The organism is Candidatus Saccharimonadales bacterium (genome assembly GCA_035697325.1).
Lineage (GTDB): Bacteria > Patescibacteriota > Saccharimonadia > Saccharimonadales > Saccharimonadaceae > JALRBM01.
This window is the reverse complement of record DASSDB010000002.1, coordinates 161,086-179,620: the sequence shown is the minus strand read 5'-3', so window position 1 is coordinate 179,620 and position 18,535 is coordinate 161,086. Positions and strand designations below refer to the sequence as shown.

The window sequence follows — 18,535 nt, the reverse complement described above, 5'->3', positions numbered from 1 at the left end:
ATGCCAAAAAAAGAAAAAAATACTGCTGAAATAAAAATATCCGGACTTCAGCTTATGCTCGTACTTGCTGTTGTCATCGGCTCTATCTTTGTGCCAGTCCTGGGAGTAATTGGCTTAATCTTACTTGTGACCCTTCTTGTTGGGTATACGAAAAAATTTACCCTCATTGAATCGGTCGGCTTGGCGACGATGTTATTTTTTGCCTCAACTATCGTATTTTATTCGCTAGTTACGCTACTTCACGCCCACTTTTCGCTTGAATACGCGCCATCGGTTTTTCTTACACTAAGCATCCTCGGTCTTCGATTCAAGTATAAAGATGCCTTGCCAATGCCGACTTGGACTGTGCGCAAAAAAAGCGACTTCATCGCACTGGCAGTTACTACAGCAACTTTTGTACTGCTACTGGTCCCTATCTTCGGGCAAAAGCCGTCCTATATTGCGCAATTTCTTTCATATGGTGAAGATAACGCCTCGCACTATGCATTGAGTCGCTATATTAGCCACAACGGCAGCTTCACCTATAATCAAACCGCCGAAGAAGCTGGAGTGGTCTACAGTCTTGAGATATACCCTCAAGGATTTCATGTTAATGCGAGCCTATTCGCTTCGCTCATAAAACCGTTCCATCTCTCCGAAGGAAATTTCATTCGATTTTATACTGTATTCATATCTTTACTTTATGCATTGTTTGTCTTTTGGCTCATAAAGCTTTGCACGTACGCTATCGAAAAAATTTCTTGGATTATCGCAATTAGCGCATTGCCAGCGCTTGCGCTTTTGGGAGGGCTTAGTTTTTTCCTTCTCATGCTTGATCGAGGATTTCAACCACAAGTATTTGCATTCGCCTTTCTTCTTGCCATCACATTTACTTTCATGGTCTTTCATCAAGATAAGCAACGCGTCAAACAGATGATCTTCATTATTCTATTGCTATCAGTAGGGATTTCAGCCAGTTGGTGGTTTTTGCTCTTTATTGTTTTCTTACTAGGTCTTTTTTATCTTTTGAGAAATCGAGTCTTTTACGCTCTTTTAAAGAACGGCAAATTTCTTATAAGCCTTCTCCTTCCTCTTATAGGGGTAGTATATCCTATCCTGGTTAATATCATCCTGTCTAAAAAACATGATCCACTAAGCGAAGCCGGGGGCGTCGACCCACTGCCTGTTGATTTTCTTATCTGGGTTGCAGCAGCCAGTCTCGTATTACCGCTTATCATTCGGCTAAAAGATAAAGCGTTGGCTTATCTTTATATAGCCTTGGGCGGAAGTGTTGCTTTAGCAGCCATAATAGGCACATACCATCTTGCACGCGTCGGTCACCTTGAGTATTATTTTTACAAAGTAATTTACGCCATCTTAGCCTTTCTCATTATCATTGCGAGTATAGGTGTACTCCTTCTTGCCGATAAATTATTCCGTGCGCTCCCCAAGTATATTCGACTTATCATTCCAACGGTATTTATAGGAGGAGTGGTTGTTATCGCTCTCGTCTCAAACCTTGTTTTTCTAAAGGTCTATATCAACAATTGGTTTCCAAATGCCGTCGAAGTGGCCGATACACCGATTCTCTTCACTGATAAAACCGATTCTTACAAGGATATTATGTTCGTTGGCGATTGCACGCCGGCAAGTGACTACTTAAGCAATCGTTGGTCGGGAGCACGACTTCTTTCGGAGTCTGCCGATCGCAGCAAAGTAAATACTGCTATATTCAAGGGAGACTGGGAGAAAATAAATACCTATCTCGGCAACTATGTCATGCACCATAGTGATATACTGATTTCGATCGATCGACGCTGCGAAAACAAACTTCCTGTACTTAATGATTTGAAAAACCGTCCCGGCATCACCCTTGTTTACACACATTAAAAAGTTAATTGCATTATTGTAAAGCAGGTGTATTATTGTTATGCTTTTATTATAAGGACCCCAACAAAAATGAAAATTGCTTCACGTAAAAATACAAAAAAATACTTTATCGCCGCGGGGATCATTATTGTTCTCGTTGTAGCCGGCCTCGCAACCTATGTATTAGCCTTTAAGGGCACTCTGTTTGGTTGGCCTCACCAAAATACAAGCGACAATTCCACCAGCTACAGCAAACCAAGCGAAGAGCAGATCAAAGCAGGAAACGACACAAAAAAAGATACTGTCGATAGCGAGTCGAAACCCTCAAGTGGCTCGAATACAGACCACCCTACTAGCCCCGATACTCCTAGCCAATCAGGAAGCAAGACAACCGTCTCTATGACCATAACGGCAGCCAACCAAAACGGTTCGGTGTTTCAGCTTCGCTCGTTCATATCTACCATTACCAACAGTGGCACCTGTACTCTCACTCTTACTCAAGGGTCGAGAAGTGTTACAAAAACTGCTGGTGTTCAGGCGGCCGCAAGTACCTCGGCCTGTAAAGGATTTGATGTTCCCGTGAGCGAACTGGGAGCAGGAGTTTGGCAAGCCTCCCTTCACTTTGAAAATGAAAGCGTAACCGCAGATGCCTCGCAGAAGATAACGGTAAACTAATGCAAACAGCAGTAAATACATACAAAAAAATTAACCCGTTCCTCTATCTCGGTGCGTTTATTATTCTTAATATTTTAACGGTAGCAGCACTGGTCTTCTTTACCCAAAAACCAGCCGAAGCGGCTTCGGCCGCTGGTTTCAACGCAGGTAACATTATTGATGATCTTGTTTTTACCAACAGAAATACTATGAATCCAGATCAAATACAGGTGTTTTTGAACAGCAAAGTACCGACTTGTGACACTTGGGGCACACAACCATCCGAATTTGGCGGCGGAACACGCGCTCAGTGGGGCAGCGCTCGCGGTCTACCCCCTCCTTACACATGTATAAAAGACTACTACGAAGGTGGCTATAGCGCGGCTCAAATCATCTATAATACCGCTCAAGAATTCAGTATTAATCCTCAGGTTTTGATCGTCCTTCTTCAGAAAGAACAAGCTCTTATTACGGACACCTGGCCAACTTCAACCCAATACCGATCTGCTACTGGTTATGGATGCCCTGATAGCACCCCCGGTGTTTGTAACAGTAGTTACTATGGGTTTACCAACCAGGTACGCTGGGCAGCACGAATGTTCCGAGCAATCTTTAACAATAGCCCTACCTGGTATACACCATACGTACTTGGCAATAACTATATTCAATATAATCCGAACTCGAGTTGCGGGGGTAGCGTCGTCAATATTGAAAATCGCGCCACACAATCGCTTTATAACTACACTCCTTACCAGCCCAACCAAGCAGCTCTTAATGCTGGGTATGGTACCGCACCTTGTGGCGCATACGGTAACCGTAATTTCTACCTCTATTTCATAGATTGGTTCGGTACTGTCCGCGCCAATGATACAATGAGCGCCCACCCCGACGGAACGGTAGTCGCAATAGATGATAGCGCCTATTTCCTTCAAGGCGGCACACGCCATCTCATAACTAACGGACCGGTATTTGAAAGTGCTGGATTTAAATGGCGGGACGTTAAGCCTGGCACAACTGGTGATCGTAATCTCCCTATATCATGGCAGCTTAACTTTATTCAGCCAGGCATGCTTTACACTGGTGATCCTTCCGGTGTGTATGTTACCGCTTTTGAAAACGGCCTTTGGGTGAAGAAACTTGTTACCTACGACGCCTTCACGAAGCTTGGCTACAGGTGGGATCAAGTAAAAGCTATCAATTCTAATTTTATGCTTAAAGATGCTTCCTCAACGCCGCTCACCGCCGACAGACATCCCGACGGAACACTTATTAATGATAGCGGAAGCGTCTATTACCTTGATCACTCCACTCGCCGCTACGTTAATAGGTTTGTCTTCGAATCACAGCGCTGGGATTGGAGCAATGTCATGCCTGCCACTCCGGGTGATAAGCAACTGACACGAGGAGCGGATATGCTACTGAAGGAAGGATCTATCATTAGCGACAGCACCAACCTGTATGTCGTACAACTGCCTAGTTCCGGCTCTGAAATAAAGCGCCCAATTGGCCCATGGTCCTGCTATAACTCGGCTTTTCGCTACACTACCGGCGATATCGTCTATATGACACTCGACATGATTCCGGCCGCCACAGGTGCTAATGTCACCTGCCAATAGCGATCAAGATTATGCTATAATAATCTTCGAACATGCGAAAGAAAATTCTTGTTATATCCCACGATAAAGTAGGCCCTTCGATGGCCGGCCCTGGTATCCGCTATCACCAAATAGCAACTAACCTTTCTAAAAAACATGATGTCACGCTGGCTGTTTTCAATCCAAGCTACATAGAAAACATTGGCAAAACCAGCTACAAGGCGATCGATATTCATGTCCAAAAATTTCAGGAAGAATTTGCCAAATACGACGCTATTATTGCTCTATGGCTCAGCGACGAAATGATCGAGTTTGCCAAGGCAAATAATGTTGTGCTTATCTTTGACCTATACGCACCTGTGCCAGTAGAAGATCTTGTACAGCGAGTCTTTGGTAAGCGCATCGGACCCGAGTCTGACTACGACTACACTCAAATGCTTCGCAACTACCAGCATTTCATTCGAAATGGTGATTACCTGCTCACCTCCAATGAACAGCAGCGCGACTTTTGGATGGGGTATGCATTCTCGGCAGGCAAAACAACGCCAACCCAGCAAAGCAAGCGACCAATTGACAGCTATCTTGGCATCTGTCCGATGGGAATTGATCTTTCTCAGCTGGATGTTCCCTACAAACCTCTCGCCGAAGAGCGCATAAAAGGTTTGAAAAAAGACGATTATCTCATTCTTTGGACGGGTGGTATATGGGATTGGTTTGACGCGGTCACCCCGATCAAAGCGATCAATCATGTTGTGAAATCCGGTAAAAAGAATGTGAAGCTTGTCTTCTTGGGTACGAAACACCCGAACGATGATGTTCCCGCAATGGAAGAAACGGAAGTTGCCAGAAAACTAGCTAAGAAGCTTGGTCTTATTGATAAGCACGTTTTCTTCTTAAACGGCTGGCTTCCCTACGATGACCGTATTCACTACTTCGAACGTGCTGATGCGGCTATTTATGCACATAAACCATCAATCGAGTCACGCTTCTCACACCGCACACGCGTTCTCGACCACATTCTTACCGGTCTTCCTACTATTGCGACAAAAGGCGATTATTTCTCAGACTACATCGATGCTCACGAGCTAGGTATTTCCGTAGAGCCTTTTGATGATAAGGCTATGGGCGAGGCAATTGGCGCACTGATGAGCAGTCCTAAACTGCAAAAAAAGATTGAGGCAAACGTTAAAAAGAGCCAACCGGAGTTCACCTGGGATTACACATTAAAACCCCTGAACGCTTTCATCGAAAGTAACTTCTTCGCACCTAGCCCACGTGAGACTCGCGTTACCACAAGCAGCTCAGAGGCTGTTATGAGCTCGAAAGCCGTTCGCTCAATGAAGCGCCTCGTACCAAAAAAAGCTAAAAATATTATTAAGCGTATAATCACAAAGTAGGCATTTACTATCCATGGCCGCAACCAATACACCTCTTGTCAGCATCATTATTCTCAACTGGAATCGTATCAACGACACGCTCGCCTGCCTTGAGTCGGTCCGAAAGCAGACATATAAAAACTACGAGATCATCGTTGTCGACAATGGCTCTGTGGATGATTCAAAAAAAATCCTCAAAGATATCAGGGATATCGTGCTCGTTGATAACCCAAAAAACCGAGGCTTTACGGGCGGTCATATCGACGGACTAAAACACGCCAAGGGTGAGTTTATCTTCGTACTCAATAACGATGCCGTCGTCGACAAAGAGTACGTCAAGAACGCCATAACCGTTCTTCAAAAAGACAAGAAGATCGCCATCGTAGGCGGTCGCTCCTACCGTTGGAACGATGATATGCCGATGAGCGAAGAGAATCCTTTTTATGCGTTTCAAACAATCAATCGTTTCACTATGGAGGGCATTTTTGCCACTTCCGATTTAGGGTTCGAGCACGAAGTAAACTGGGTATCCGGCTCAGCGATGGTCATCCGTAAAAGCGCGCTCAAGAAAAGTGGCTACTTCTACGATCCTATGTTTGCCTACTATGAAGAGAGTGATCTCTTTGCCCGTATTCAGGCTTGCGGCTATTCAATTGTTTATAGCCCAAACCTAAAGATATGGCATAAGGATGGCGCCAGTTCTTCAAGCCTTTTTCAGCTTACGTCATTATTTAAAAACCGCTTCGTCTTTGCCGCCCGCAACCTCAGCGGAAAAGACTTTGCTCACTTTTTAAAAGCGTACATAACTCTTGCGGCACGCGGCAGCTATCACCACATAGCCAAGCGCTCCAAAACACCCGATGATATCGTCTTCAATCAAGCACTCGCCAGCGCTTTTACCCATACGATGCGAACATGGCCTAAATGGGTTCTGAGTCGACGGGAAGTAAAAAAGCAAAATGAAAGCGGCCATAATCTCAGCCACCATCTTAAAATAGAGCAAACTGCAATTTCTTTTATCGTATCGATCGATAGCTCGTGGAAAGATCTATCTAAACTCAAAAAATATATCGAGACAACGGCTTATCATCATTTCAATTCGGAGTTTATTCTTGTCGTTCCAGCAAGTGATCGTGTACGTGTTGAAAAGTTCCGCGAATCGCTTTCCTGCAAGAGCATCGTTAAGCTGGCTATCGACAAAAAACAGGCTACAACCAGCCCGCTTAATATAGGATGGTTAAGCGCCTCTAAACAGTACGTTTGGTTTATCGATAAAACGCACTTGCCTTCTTCGTCTGTTATTACCGATGCCGCTCTGCACGTTCCAGATAGTCATTTGGCACTTTACATAGAAGCATCCATGGCGCGCAAGCACCAGCCCGTGAGTATGTCGCGCATCGCCTGTATTTCTCGTTCACTTCTCGCACTTCACGGAGGAGTTAAAGATAATGACATACAGGAGAGCCTTGCTACCATCTATCAATTGGCTGCTAATCTCGATGATGTAAAAGTATACCGACAACCGATTGCCACCATATCGAAGACATATTCACTTACTGCTGCTCGGTTAGCGACATTAAAAGAAACGCTCCATGGCTATAAAGACGAAGGTAAGAAGAAGACCCGCTATGCCAAACTTTTAGAGCGCTACTACCGTCTTTATCAGCTTAATAACTTCCTCATTTGGTTTTTCCTCTTCGATTATTCTCCACGCCACAAGGCAGCGCGTATCTATAACAGCCTCGCTTCGGTTATTAGCCTCAACCGCAAGCGACTCGCGCTCGAACTGAAGCATATGTCGAACGAGGTGGTAAAAAGCCGCCACAGTGGGTTTGACAAAGAAAAACGAGAAGAGGAAATCACTCAGAAAATTGATATCGCACTTGAAAAAAACAATTGGCGACAAACTCCGGTGTTTATCATTTGCCGCGATCGCGTCAGCGAGCTCAAGCAGCTCACCGCATGGCTTAAAGCTCACAAAATGCACAACGTCATACTGGTAGATAACGACTCTGCCTATCCTCCTCTCATGGAATTTCTTGAAAATACCCCCTATCAGGTTATTCGTACGGGGAAAAACATCGGACATACCGTTATGTGGCACGAAGGAATTGCAAAGACGCTTTTTCCGGGCCAATTTTACATTGTTTCCGACCCTGATGTCGTTCCGGACGAAAAATGCCCAAGCGACGCTATCGCCTATTTCTACACGCTCCACAAAAAATACATTGACTACCAAAAAGTTGGATTCGGACTTCAAATCGATGACCTTCCCAACCATTACAAACTAAAAAGTTATGTTACGGAATGGGAAGAGCAGTTTTGGAAAAACGAACTTGAACCAAATGTATACGAAGCCGGTATCGACACGACCTTCGCGCTCTATAAACCATACACAGATTATTACACACTCCATCCGAGCATTCGCACAGGACGGCCCTATACCGCCAAACACCTTGCCTGGTACGTAAACAGCTCGCTTATCGACCCTGAAGAGGCCTTTTACCGCATGCGCGCCAGCCAGGACATTACCTCTTGGAATACAGATGAGATTCTTGAACGCTATAAAGAGGAACTTAAAAAATAATTTACAGCCTACGCTTCAAAGCGTTTCTCAACTTCCATAATTTAGAATCTTTGATAGTGGCAAGCTCCAAGTCGCGGTGATATACAGTTTGTCTCTCTTGTTCAAGTGACCGCCCTAGTGATTCAACTTCACTCATAAGGTAGTCCTTCCTACTTTTTGTATCATCATAGCGCGTCAATACCCTTTTCATTGCTTCGCTCATGGTATCTGGAAATTTTGCAAGCGCGGTTGCAAGCAGCCTTGTGTTATATTTAGCGTCTGTATTTTTAAAGGCTACTAAGATCGTATCAATGTGATCGTACAGAGTATCGGCATACTTTTTCTTATCACCGAATAGTTTGAGTAATTCAACGTACAAATCAAGATGCTGGATTCCGTACTTTTTCCAGATAAGGTCGACGTTTTTAAATGTCTCCCACCAGACGCCGCCAGACTGACGACGATAGGCTGACATCACATCGTTTATGTATCCGATTTTACCATCCTGTGCATGGTAAAGATGCATATACCAATCGCTGGGAATAATTCGAGAAGGAATGCCTTTGTAGCTCTTACGCCGGTACATGACTGAATTTGATTGGATGAAATTCCTGCGCAGTAGAGCTTCCAACGTGAATACTTTAGAGTCGTTGACATCAGGAAAGACACTGTCCGGCTCCTCATGTTTTTCAAAAAACACTCTGACTGGATGAAAACATAAAGTGTACTCTTTATGTTTTTCTAAGAAATCCACTTGTTTTTGCAACTTCAACTCATCGGTCCAAAAATCATCACCTTCACAAAACGCGATATACTTTCCTTTAGCGCTGCGGAAAAGGTCGTTAATAAAATCGTAATCGCCGCTGGAATATTGATTTTCGGCTTCGTATACTGGTTTTATAATACGCGGATGCTTTGCGGCATACTCTTTTAGTATCTCAGTTGTGCCGTCAGTTGAAGCGTCATCATGAATGAGCACCTCTATAGAAAAGTCAGTCTTTTGCATCAAGAAACTGTCAAGTGTTTGCCGTATGTATTTTTGCTGGTTAAAGGTAATACATACAATACTGACTGTTGGCTTCATCGTGCTCTTATTCTATCACACAAATCTGCTAATTTATCCAGCGAGGCTAAGCTTCATCCGCGTGAAGCCTTCTTCCTCACCCGTTTTTATAAAGCCAAGGCTTTCATATAAGTGGAAGGCCGCCACGTTGGCGGGTTTAACGCCTAGAATAATCGTTTTCAGGCCTAGCTTTTCGCGGCCATAGTCTATTATCAACTCCGATGCTTTACGCGCAATACCTTTGCCCCAATACGCTTTATTACCGATAAATATATGATACTCGCCCGTCTCTTTTGTAAGCCCTGTAAGGTAAATATTACCAACATAGTCATCGTCTGCCATAATCGCAAAACGCGCGCTAGTAGGATCTTTTATGACCGCACGTATCCATTTCAGCTCGTCTTCGATAGTAATCTCGTGGTCAGCTTTAAATGTCGTGTACGTCCAGAGTTCCGGCATATTGCGCCATTTGACCGACGTACGAGCGTCTTCTTCTTTTAAAGGCCTGATCGTTACGTTCATATAAGTATCTCCGTTATTCTTTGCATATCTTTCTTGCTATATCGCTGATCAATCGGAAGCGGAATGATGTCGCGCGCCAATTGGTACTCCACCTCCCCTTCATTGCACCACTCAAAAACATTCGGCCAGTATGTAGGCACAAATACCTTTTGTTCTATAAGTCGTTGCCTCAGCCCCGTACTATCGCTGGGCTTAAATGGATATACCATCGGAACGAAATTTTGAGTATGATCAATAGTAAGCTCGTTTTTGTCACCAAGCATGGCATGAAGTAGGCCAAAGTTACGCAATCGTGCCTCTCGTATCTTTTCATAGTTCAGTGAGTCCAGGATCTTCTTTGTAAGATGCGACATGTGCTTTATAGGTTCTCCAACTAGGCTTTCATCGTTCTTTTTAAAGCTTTCGTAACCGGCTTCGGCACCCATATCTACACGCTTCAGAAGATGCTCCATTCGTTGGTATGATGTATCAAATTCTAACTTTTTATTTAGAATCTCTTCAGTCTTTAAATATGCGCCATCGGCCACTCCAACGAACTTTCGTGGACTATAAAAAACATCTTCTTTACCAGCGGACACATAATAAAATGCTTGGCTACAATCTACTATCAACTGTTCACCGAACTGCTTACTTAGTTTCTGAGTATACGTATCTTTTATACCAAAATAATTTGTATAAAGGACTAACTCATCGACCATAGGTTTTATTGTGTCAGCTATCTCGAGCTGATCATTAAGTGCGTAGTGTACATACTCTGTATTCGTTTTTTGAAAAGGTTCAAGCATGACATCACAAGTAAACTTTGGCATGTATACACGTCGTGGTTTTTTCACGCGGAGAATGTATTCAAAAGCATTTCTAGCACTGTTTAACTCGATTAAACCATCGTGATATGTGCTACCACCCATTCGCGTCTCGAGATCAAAGTACCCACCGATGGCCCTAGAGGAGTTCATATACATCAAGCATTTTATTTACTTTTTCGGGGGAATTGAACATCAAAACGTCCAAAATCGAGAGTCCAGGCTCAAATGGTTCACGCTTTTGATCGTATGCACTAAGCAGAGACTTATGGAATACAAGCTTAATACCCGCATCATCGTATTTTTTGCGATCAAAAAATTCCTGTCCACCAGGCGGATTCCAATATTCATCAATATCGCCAAGCGCCTTGCAAATATTTAGAGCCCATTCGTCAGGAGCGTTGGCAGGCTCAATGGACAAATCCATTTTTGAAAATACTTTTATATCGTGATTGATTCCTAAATAATCACAAATGGCTTCAAGGGAGGCTTTGTTTAGTTCCACAATCGTATCGTAATCATTCTCAAATAGCTCCTCAATCATACTGATTACATCTCTATAGTAGGGTGCTATTTTTTTATAGGGCTGCAACTGAGCACGTATTTTCGCTTTCCAATCTTCTTTATTATTTATGAGCACATCTTTGATCAGTGTGTCGCGCGCTTCTTTTACAATAGGTGCCTTGATATAAAGCCACCCCTCTCCCTGTTTCAAGATACGGTTCCGTTCGATCCATCCATGACGAATGAATTGCACCGTATCAAAAAGAATGAACTCATCAGTGTGTTTCAGCAGACTTATATATCCCAGGTAGGGGAAAAAGTATGGCTGCATTATAGCTATTTTTTTCATTCCAACTCCCTCGCATATTCACGCTTGTACACGGCTTTAAAAAACTTGAGCCTTCCACTGATCTGTTTCTCAATAGAAAAGAACTTGTGTGAAGCCGCCTGCCCTCTTTTGGAAAGTTCATAAAGCGTATCAGTATCATTATAGTATTTCATTATCTTATTAGCTATGCGTTTTGGACTTACCTTTATGATGACTATGTCTTTTCCGTCCGTAAAATGCTTATTCATGCCAAGCTCGTCGGAAACAAACATAGCTGTACCGCAGTATCCGGCATCAACGCCAAGCGGAAAACCGTCAAAGTTTCCTTCGTATAGCTTAAATGGCCTATTGGGCGACACCATTACATCCATTGAGGCATAAAACTCAGGAAAGAAATCTGCTTTTTGATATCCATAGAATACAATTCTCGACCCCAACTCAGATATATCGATATCGTTTTTATCAAAGTTGCCAATTATATGAAAACGAACATCCTTCGTCTGTTTGGCAATTATTTTTGCCGCTGCGATGAATGCATCATATCCCTTGTCTACTCCTTTATCAGTATACTTCGCCGCCACGAAACATATGTCAAATGTCTTTTTATCTTTCTTGTAGTATCGCTTTGGACGCACATCTTTAGGGTTGAACTGCACGAAGCCTCCATAGACATACCCAATGTCTTTAGCGTTGCAAAGCTTTTTCTTCACTAAGTAATTCTTGGTAATTTTTTGCGAAACGATGACGCCTCGAAAATAAGGGCTTCCGCATAGTTTTTGCAACATCGCATCAGAAGAGGAGTTATCAAGACCAAACGCACCACCCGGATAGAGGATAAAAACAAAAGGAATCCGATTTTTCTCGTAAAAAGGCAATAGCGTATACGTTTCTGCCAAGAAAAAAGAATACGCCAGCTTAAAACGATAGTTCATGTTTTTATCAAGATACCGAACGCGATCTTTGTTTTGAGGAAATAATTTCAAATACCCATTTTTGTTAGTCTCGTATGCTTTTTTATCAACGCCATATCCATGCGAAAACCATGCTTTATCATCTGGTTTCATGGGATGCATCGCATACGAGTTTACATTTTTTAATCGCTTGAAATACTCGTTAATTTCCGTATTGCGAAACCCCATAGGGATTTCTTGGGGAAATTGCGAGTCGATAACAACAAAGTCGTCGCGAATGGTTTTTCGCAGGAACCTAAATTTCATACGCATTATTAATGATACTACTCACTCTATGTACCGTCTCGTCTGCTAGATCGTGATAGAGCGGTAAGCAAAGGATACGGCTGGCAATATCTTCAGATACTGGACAGCCGTGTTCAGAATTAACGTACGAGAGCTTATTAAGTGAGGGATAAAAGTAGCGACGAGGAAAAATATTTTCCTTATTTAAATCGCCGACTATCTTGTGAAGTTGCTCCTCGCTATCGACGATAACCGGATAATAGGCGTAATTATGCTGTGTTTCTTTTTGAACTTCGATTTTTTTGATCTCTTTTCGAAGCAATTTATGATAAAGTTCGTGAATACTCTTTCTTTTGTGGATGATCTCGTCAATATACTTCAAGTTACAGAGACCCATAGCCGCGTGAAATTCAGACGCTTTTGCATTGATACCGAGCATGTGGTGCGTATCACCTTCATGACCAAAGCGCTTCAGCAGCTCCACTTTATCACTCGTCGCTTTGTCGTGGGTGATGACGCATCCACCCTCTACTGTGTGAAACAACTTAGTGGAGTGGAAACTACCGGTTGCGATATCACCGTAACTTAGCAAAGCCTTTCCCTTATGAACGGCGCCAAAGGCATGCGCGCCATCATAAATAACCTTCAAGTCGTGTTTTTTGGCGATGGCGGCGATCTTATCAACATCGCAGGGTTGGCCAAAAACATGAACTGCTAAAATTGCACGGGTGCTGGGCGTAATCGCGGCCTCGATCTTATCAGCATCAATACATAGCGTATCTCTTCGGATATCAACATACACAGGCTTACAGCGCTCCCACATAATGGCTGATGTTGTAGCAACATAGGAAAACGGTGTGGTGATTATTTCTCCGTCTTCGATATCAAGCGCCTTCAATGCAAGTTGTAACGCGACCGTTCCATTGCTGACAAAGTGAAGCTCGGGGAGGCCAAGATAATCCCCTACCTTCTTTTCCAGCTCCCGAACAAGGGGGCCCTGATTAGTGAGCCAGCCTCGACTCCAGATACCCTCTAAGTGAGCCGCATATTCCTCCGCGGGCGGAAGAAACGTCTTCGTCACATTGATTTTTTCCTTATGCATACAACCCCCAAGGCTTCTTCCTCTCTAGAAGCCTTCATTTACCTGTCACTCTATTGTCCAGGTATTTTCTAGCCTAAAGGCACCACCCCTTGTTATATCGTCTCCCTTTATAACGAACTGATTCTTGCTTTTGGCAATTGCCATGAGTTCACGATTTCGCCACTTGAACATCGCCACATTGATACCATATGTTCCAGCATTAAGCATTCTTGTATCGAGCGTATATTCTATAGAGCTATCTGATGTAATGATCATGTCTTTAGGCGTGCTTATTTCTGCCACCGAGACGCCGTCCTTCATCAACGATATGCCGACATACATTTTTTCGGCGGCTGGATCTTTTGTTTTATAATCGACTTTCAGCGTGACGTTCTCTGGGTGCTGACTGACCTTTGACTTCACTTGGTAAAGTGCCGCTTGAGCATCTGCCTTCTTCTCATCATCCGTTTTTGGTACATCGATGTTTTCAGAGGCATAGATATCGGCGATTTCCGACGGCGTACCCTCGGCAATGATCTTGCCTTGCTTTACGTAGATAGCTTTAGAGCAGAACCGCTTCACCGCCCCCATGTCGTGCGACACAAAAATAACCGTCTTTTTCTGTGCCTTCAGCTCTTCAAAGTAATTGTAACACTTTTGCTGGAATGCAGCGTCACCCACCGCCAATACCTCATCAAGCAGAAGAATATCGCCACGAGCCCTGATCGCAATTGAGAATGCTAAGCGAACTTGCATTCCTGAAGAGTAATTCTTGAGTTTTTGATCCATGAAATCAACAAGTTCCGCAAACTCAACGATGTCATTGTACATCGCTTCCATTTCCTTGCGGCTAAACCCAAGAAGCGCCCCGTTCATAAAGATATTTTCTCGCCCTGTCAGTTCCGGGTTGAAACCGACTCCAAGCTCAATGAACGGCGTAAGGCTTCCGTGTACTTGCACCAGGCCTTTGTCGGGGGCGTAAATACCAGCAAGCAGCTTCAATAGTGTACTCTTTCCACTTCCGTTCCGACCGACGATTCCAAAGAAATCACCTTTATTAATCGTAAACGTCACATCGTCGAGTACGTGCTGAAGTTCGTATCCACGCGTACTATTAAAGATATTCACGATGCGTTGCTTGAGACCACTATGCTGCTCGTGCGGAAGCCTAAACGTTTTGTATAAATCTTTGACGATAACAGCTGGTTCGGTATCCATTACACATTCTCCGCAAAGTATTTCTGAGTTTTCTTGAAGTACCAGCTTGCAAATACGATTGCCAGCAGCACGATAATGTAAGGTATGGCGGCGATCCAAACATTGCCGATCAGACTATCTGTTGTAATCGATTGATGCGTAATAAGATTAAACCTTGCATCCTGGATGATTTGGGCGACCGGATTAAGCATGAGTAACTTTGCCGCAACCTCACTTTGAGTGATGACCATACTGATAGGATAAAGGATCGGCGTTGCATAAAACGCACCTTGCAAAAATACTTCCCATATATGGCTGATGTCACGATACTTTACGAACATCGCGCCAAGGAGGAAGGCAATCGCCAGGGAGAATACATAGAGTTCGAGAATATTAAGCGGCAGCCATAAAACAGACAGATGGAGATCGACACCATTTATAGCCACAAAGATAAAGACGACGACAAGGTTGAGAAGAAGATTGATAAGCGCAGAAATCGTACCTGATATAACGATGATGTACTTTGGAAAATTGATTTTGCGAATAAGATCCCCTCGCCCTACGATAGCCTGCATGCCTTGACTGGTCGCCTCGATAAAGAAACTCCACATTACGACACCCAAAAGCAAGTACACGGGATAATGTTCGACGTCCCCACCGAACTTTAAAAACTTCACAAATACAACATACAGGATTGCAAAAAGGAGCAACGGCTTAAGCAGCGACCAAAGGTAACCGAGTACCGATCCCTGGTATCGCAATTTAAAATCTGTCACAACGAGTTCGCGTAATAAAATACGGTTTCGACGGGAAATTATATTCGAGATTTTCATATTACCTGCAAAACATTATAAGATATATACAGCATTATGAATAGAGTTGCCGTTGTCGTATTGAATTATAAAGGGATTGAAGACACTATAAATTGCCTTAAATCTCTCGAGAAACAGACTTTTAAACACTTTAAAATCGTGGCTGTGGAAAACGGCTCCGGTGACACGTCTGTAGCTGAATTTAAAAAGCTGGAAGCCAAATACGGTCAGAAGCTACAAGCGCTCTACAACCAAGAAAATCTTGGATTTACCGGTGGCGTCAACACAGGCATCCGATGGGCGCTCGATCATGGGTTTGACGGCATCGCCCTATTTAATAACGATGCCATTGCCGAGCCGACCTGGCTTGAAGAGCTGGTAAAAGCACAAAAGATTAAAAAATCAGGCATTACGACCGGGCTTCTCCTTCACGAACACGGCGATACTATTGACAGCACAGGTGACTGGTATTCAACCTGGGGCCTCCCCTTTCCGCGTAATCGTGGTGACAACGCCAGCAATGCACCGGCAGCCGAATTCGTGTTTAGCGCGACGGGAGGCGGCAGTCTTTATACGGCAGAATTATTTAAAAATATCGGACTGTTCGACGATGTTTTGTTTGCGTATTACGAAGATGTTGATATCAGTTTTAGGGCGCAGCTTGCGGGTTACTCTGTGTGGTATACGCCCGCAGCTATCGCATACCACAAGCAGGGAGCAACTAGTAATCGTATGCCCAGCGGGTTCGCCGTACGTCAAACGTTCAAAAACTTACCGGTTGTTTTCATAAAAGATGTTCCGCGCCAATTATTGTTTTCAATCGGAGTCAGGTTTTATTTTGCCTATACGCTCATGCTAGGCAATGCCATAAAAAATGGCAATGGCAGCGCTGCACTAAGGGGTATGATCCAATCTATCGGCTTGATTCCCCATTCTTTTCGCGAAAGATGGCGTATCCAAAAAAACAAAAAAGTATCGGCTCTCCATATTAGGCAACTTTTATGGCCCGATCTTCCTCCTGATCAAACTGGCATCCGAAGGCTTCGCCGTTTTTTCACCGGAAAAGCATAACGAATGAAGTTACTTGAATACCAGGCCAAGCATATCCTTAAAAAACATGGTATTCCAATTCCTGAAGGCATCCTAGTGAGAAAGAATGAAGACCCTGCAATTCGTACGCCCGTCGTCCTGAAGTCGCAGGTTCCGGTAGGTGGCCGAGGCAAGGCGGGTGGCATTGTTATTGTTAAAGATACAACTGAGCTAAAAACCTCTATCGTGCGTTTATTTAACTTACAAATACAAGGTCACCTTCCCGTGGCAATCTTGGCCGAAGAACTCATTCCAATAAAGAAGGAGTTTTATCTCGCACTTCTTATCGATCGATCATCAGGTGAGATCCAGCTCTTGGCGCATAGCCAGGGTGGTATTGAGGTAGAAGGTAACGCTTCGCAAGATTTTCTTCACTCCTCGCTGTCTGACGATTTCCTTTCCGAGCGCGCTAAAAATCTTGCCGTGCTATTTAGCTACGACGAGCAACGTATCGCGACTCTTCTTAAAAACCTCTTTCAAGCATTTGTGGATTCTGATGCCACGCTACTTGAGATAAATCCACTCATCTTAAGCAAAAGCGGCCAACTTTTATGCGGTGATTGCAAAATAGAAATCGACGACGCATCACTATTCAGACACGCCGAATTGATGAGCCAGCCGCCACCTGATGCTAACTTTGTAAAACTGAACGAAAGAGGTTCGGTAGCAACCATCGCAAACGGCGCAGGCTTAGCTATGGCAACTGTCGATGCCGTTGCGGATTTTGGGATGACACCGGCTAATTTTCTCGACATAGGGGGCGGGGCAACAACGGCAAGCGTTCTCAGAGCCTTCTCGAAGATTATGGAGTTTCCCAACATCAAAGCGATTGTTATCAATATTTTCGCTGGTATCACTCGCTGCGATGAAATCGCCAAGGCTATCGTTGAGGCGCGAGCAAATGCACCAAATCTCCCTCCGCTTTTTATTCGTCTAGCTGGCACAAACTTCGAAGAAGCTGTTCAATTACTTGCCGAACATGAGATTCCTAGACTTGCTTCCCTTGAGGAATGCCTGCTTGCGGCCAGGAAAGCAGTGCATGGATAGGCAACTTCTCGAAGGAAAAAACGTCATCATTCAGGGCATTACGGGTGCCCATGGTTCGTTTCATGCGGCAGCAATGCGTGCAAATGGTACTCACGTTATAGCAGGAACATCTCCAAATAAGGCCGGGCAATTTGTCGATGGCATACCCGTATACGAAACTATTGAGGATATACAAAAGGATTTCATGATCGACACCAGTGTCGTCTTCGTGCCCGCCGCTTTTGCTAAAGCAGCCATTATCGAAGCCATAAATGCCAAAATCCCCCTTATCATTTGTATCACCGAAGGAATTCCCATCCACGATATGCTCGACATTCTTAAAAAAGCTAAGCAAAATAATTGCACACTTATTGGGCCTAACTGTCCAGGCATTCTCATTCCAGGCGGAAATAAACTAGGTATTATACCAGCCCAACTTGGGCTTCCTGGCAGCGTTGGTATCGTGAGTCGTTCGGGCACATTAACCTACGAAGTTACCGCCGGCCTTACTGCGAGAAATACCGGTCAGCGTTATATTATCGGGATAGGAGGTGATCGAGTTCATGGTATAGGCTTCACGGAGTGCCTAGCGCTTTTTGAGGACGACCCGAGTGTCACATCAATTGTGTTAATCGGGGAAATCGGAGGGTCCAGTGAACACGAGGCAGCCGCATATATAAAGCAGCGCGTGACAAAACCTGTCTATGCGTATGTCGTTGGGCACCATGCCCCAAAAGATGTTCAGCTTGGTCATGCGGGTGCCATACTAAGCGACAGTAACGAGTCTGCCTCAGCCAAAACTGAGGCCCTAAGGCGCGCAGGAGCGAAGACCTTCACTAGCATAACAGAGCTGATCAAGAGCGTGGGGTGATATA

The 18,535-nt window shown here is 44.1% G+C and carries 16 protein-coding genes; 8 read left to right on the top strand and 8 right to left on the bottom strand.

All coding sequences use genetic code 11. The annotated features are described in order from the left end of the window. The 5 genes from VFH06_01335 (at position 1) to VFH06_01315 (ending at position 8,060) form a co-directional block, all read left to right on the top strand. Positions 1-1,869, top strand: a complete 1,869-nt coding sequence (locus tag VFH06_01335; GenBank protein ID HET6746730.1) for a hypothetical protein — start codon at positions 1-3, stop codon at positions 1,867-1,869. Between the two features lie 69 nt (positions 1,870-1,938). After that, the gene (locus tag VFH06_01330) at positions 1,939-2,523 is read left to right on the top strand and encodes a hypothetical protein (protein ID HET6746729.1); all 585 of its coding nucleotides are present in this window, start codon (positions 1,939-1,941) and stop codon (positions 2,521-2,523) included. Beyond that, positions 2,523-4,118 carry a hypothetical protein gene (locus VFH06_01325; protein HET6746728.1) on the top strand — a complete coding sequence of 532 codons (1,596 nt, stop codon included), beginning with the start codon at positions 2,523-2,525 and terminating at the stop codon, positions 4,116-4,118. Before VFH06_01330 ends, VFH06_01325 begins: the two co-directional genes overlap by 1 nt. A gap of 32 nt (positions 4,119-4,150) precedes the next feature. After that, positions 4,151-5,494, top strand: a complete 1,344-nt coding sequence (locus VFH06_01320; protein ID HET6746727.1) for a glycosyltransferase family 4 protein — start codon at positions 4,151-4,153, stop codon at positions 5,492-5,494. A gap of 13 nt (positions 5,495-5,507) precedes the next feature. Then, a complete protein-coding gene (locus VFH06_01315) occupies positions 5,508-8,060 on the top strand; it encodes a glycosyltransferase family 2 protein (protein ID HET6746726.1) in 2,553 nt (850 codons plus the stop codon). A gap of 1 nt (position 8,061) precedes the next feature. Here VFH06_01315 and VFH06_01310 read toward each other — a convergent pair whose 3' ends face one another. Genes VFH06_01310 through VFH06_01275 form a run of 8 tightly spaced genes read right to left on the bottom strand, consistent with a single transcriptional unit; the run spans position 8,062 to position 15,566 of the window. Beyond that, positions 8,062-9,123, bottom strand: coding sequence for a glycosyltransferase (locus tag VFH06_01310; protein HET6746725.1), 1,062 nt, complete (start codon positions 9,121-9,123; stop codon positions 8,062-8,064). Positions 9,124-9,156: 33 nt separating this feature from the next. Next, the gene (locus VFH06_01305; protein ID HET6746724.1) at positions 9,157-9,624 is read right to left on the bottom strand and encodes a GNAT family N-acetyltransferase; all 468 of its coding nucleotides are present in this window, start codon (positions 9,622-9,624) and stop codon (positions 9,157-9,159) included. Further along, a complete protein-coding gene (locus VFH06_01300) occupies positions 9,621-10,580 on the bottom strand; it encodes a hypothetical protein (protein HET6746723.1) in 960 nt (319 codons plus the stop codon). The genes VFH06_01305 and VFH06_01300 overlap by 4 nt, the downstream gene beginning before the upstream one ends. Next, positions 10,567-11,280 (bottom strand): WbqC family protein, encoded by a 714-nt coding sequence (locus tag VFH06_01295; protein HET6746722.1) that lies wholly within the window; start codon positions 11,278-11,280, stop codon positions 10,567-10,569. Before VFH06_01295 ends, VFH06_01300 begins: the two co-directional genes overlap by 14 nt. Next, entirely contained in the window at positions 11,277-12,476 is a 1,200-nt protein-coding gene (locus VFH06_01290) for a glycosyltransferase (GenBank protein HET6746721.1), read from the bottom strand. Before VFH06_01290 ends, VFH06_01295 begins: the two co-directional genes overlap by 4 nt. Then, entirely contained in the window at positions 12,466-13,557 is a 1,092-nt protein-coding gene (locus VFH06_01285; GenBank protein ID HET6746720.1) for a DegT/DnrJ/EryC1/StrS family aminotransferase, read from the bottom strand. The genes VFH06_01290 and VFH06_01285 overlap by 11 nt, the downstream gene beginning before the upstream one ends. Before the next feature lie 45 nt (positions 13,558-13,602). Next, on the bottom strand, positions 13,603-14,754 hold the full coding sequence (locus VFH06_01280; GenBank protein HET6746719.1) for an ABC transporter ATP-binding protein: 1,152 nt from the start codon (positions 14,752-14,754) through the stop codon (positions 13,603-13,605). Then, entirely contained in the window at positions 14,754-15,566 is an 813-nt protein-coding gene (locus VFH06_01275) for an ABC transporter permease (protein HET6746718.1), read from the bottom strand. Before VFH06_01275 ends, VFH06_01280 begins: the two co-directional genes overlap by 1 nt. A gap of 36 nt (positions 15,567-15,602) precedes the next feature. Here VFH06_01275 and VFH06_01270 point away from each other — a divergent pair, with 36 nt between their 5' ends. From VFH06_01270 to sucD, 3 genes are read left to right on the top strand one after another with little or no spacing between them, the layout of a single operon-like run. Then, complete coding sequence (locus tag VFH06_01270; protein ID HET6746717.1) at positions 15,603-16,616, top strand: glycosyltransferase family 2 protein; 1,014 nt, start codon at positions 15,603-15,605, stop codon at positions 16,614-16,616. Between the two features lie 3 nt (positions 16,617-16,619). Further along, entirely contained in the window at positions 16,620-17,681 is a 1,062-nt protein-coding gene (locus VFH06_01265; GenBank protein HET6746716.1) for a succinate--CoA ligase subunit beta, read from the top strand. Next, positions 17,674-18,531, top strand: coding sequence for a succinate--CoA ligase subunit alpha (gene sucD / locus VFH06_01260; GenBank protein HET6746715.1), 858 nt, complete (start codon positions 17,674-17,676; stop codon positions 18,529-18,531). The genes VFH06_01265 and sucD overlap by 8 nt, the downstream gene beginning before the upstream one ends. The last annotated feature ends 4 nt before the right edge of the window (positions 18,532-18,535 follow it).

What these genes read in the sequence shown, in the direction of transcription:
- VFH06_01335 (HET6746730.1), top strand. Translation starts at nt 1, where the DNA reads ATGCCAAAAAAAGAAAAAAATACTGCTGAAATAAAAATATCCGGACTT.
- VFH06_01330 (HET6746729.1), top strand. Translation starts at nt 1,939, where the DNA reads ATGAAAATTGCTTCACGTAAAAATACAAAAAAATACTTTATCGCCGCG.
- VFH06_01325 (HET6746728.1), top strand. Translation starts at nt 2,523, where the DNA reads ATGCAAACAGCAGTAAATACATACAAAAAAATTAACCCGTTCCTCTAT.
- VFH06_01320 (HET6746727.1), top strand. Translation starts at nt 4,151, where the DNA reads ATGCGAAAGAAAATTCTTGTTATATCCCACGATAAAGTAGGCCCTTCG.
- VFH06_01315 (HET6746726.1), top strand. Translation starts at nt 5,508, where the DNA reads ATGGCCGCAACCAATACACCTCTTGTCAGCATCATTATTCTCAACTGG.
- VFH06_01310 (HET6746725.1), bottom strand. Translation starts at nt 9,123, where the DNA reads ATGAAGCCAACAGTCAGTATTGTATGTATTACCTTTAACCAGCAAAAA.
- VFH06_01305 (HET6746724.1), bottom strand. Translation starts at nt 9,624, where the DNA reads ATGAACGTAACGATCAGGCCTTTAAAAGAAGAAGACGCTCGTACGTCG.
- VFH06_01300 (HET6746723.1), bottom strand. Translation starts at nt 10,580, where the DNA reads ATGAACTCCTCTAGGGCCATCGGTGGGTACTTTGATCTCGAGACGCGA.
- VFH06_01295 (HET6746722.1), bottom strand. Translation starts at nt 11,280, where the DNA reads ATGAAAAAAATAGCTATAATGCAGCCATACTTTTTCCCCTACCTGGGA.
- VFH06_01290 (HET6746721.1), bottom strand. Translation starts at nt 12,476, where the DNA reads ATGAAATTTAGGTTCCTGCGAAAAACCATTCGCGACGACTTTGTTGTT.
- VFH06_01285 (HET6746720.1), bottom strand. Translation starts at nt 13,557, where the DNA reads ATGCATAAGGAAAAAATCAATGTGACGAAGACGTTTCTTCCGCCCGCG.
- VFH06_01280 (HET6746719.1), bottom strand. Translation starts at nt 14,754, where the DNA reads ATGGATACCGAACCAGCTGTTATCGTCAAAGATTTATACAAAACGTTT.
- VFH06_01275 (HET6746718.1), bottom strand. Translation starts at nt 15,566, where the DNA reads ATGAAAATCTCGAATATAATTTCCCGTCGAAACCGTATTTTATTACGC.
- VFH06_01270 (HET6746717.1), top strand. Translation starts at nt 15,603, where the DNA reads ATGAATAGAGTTGCCGTTGTCGTATTGAATTATAAAGGGATTGAAGAC.
- VFH06_01265 (HET6746716.1), top strand. Translation starts at nt 16,620, where the DNA reads ATGAAGTTACTTGAATACCAGGCCAAGCATATCCTTAAAAAACATGGT.
- sucD (HET6746715.1), top strand. Translation starts at nt 17,674, where the DNA reads ATGGATAGGCAACTTCTCGAAGGAAAAAACGTCATCATTCAGGGCATT.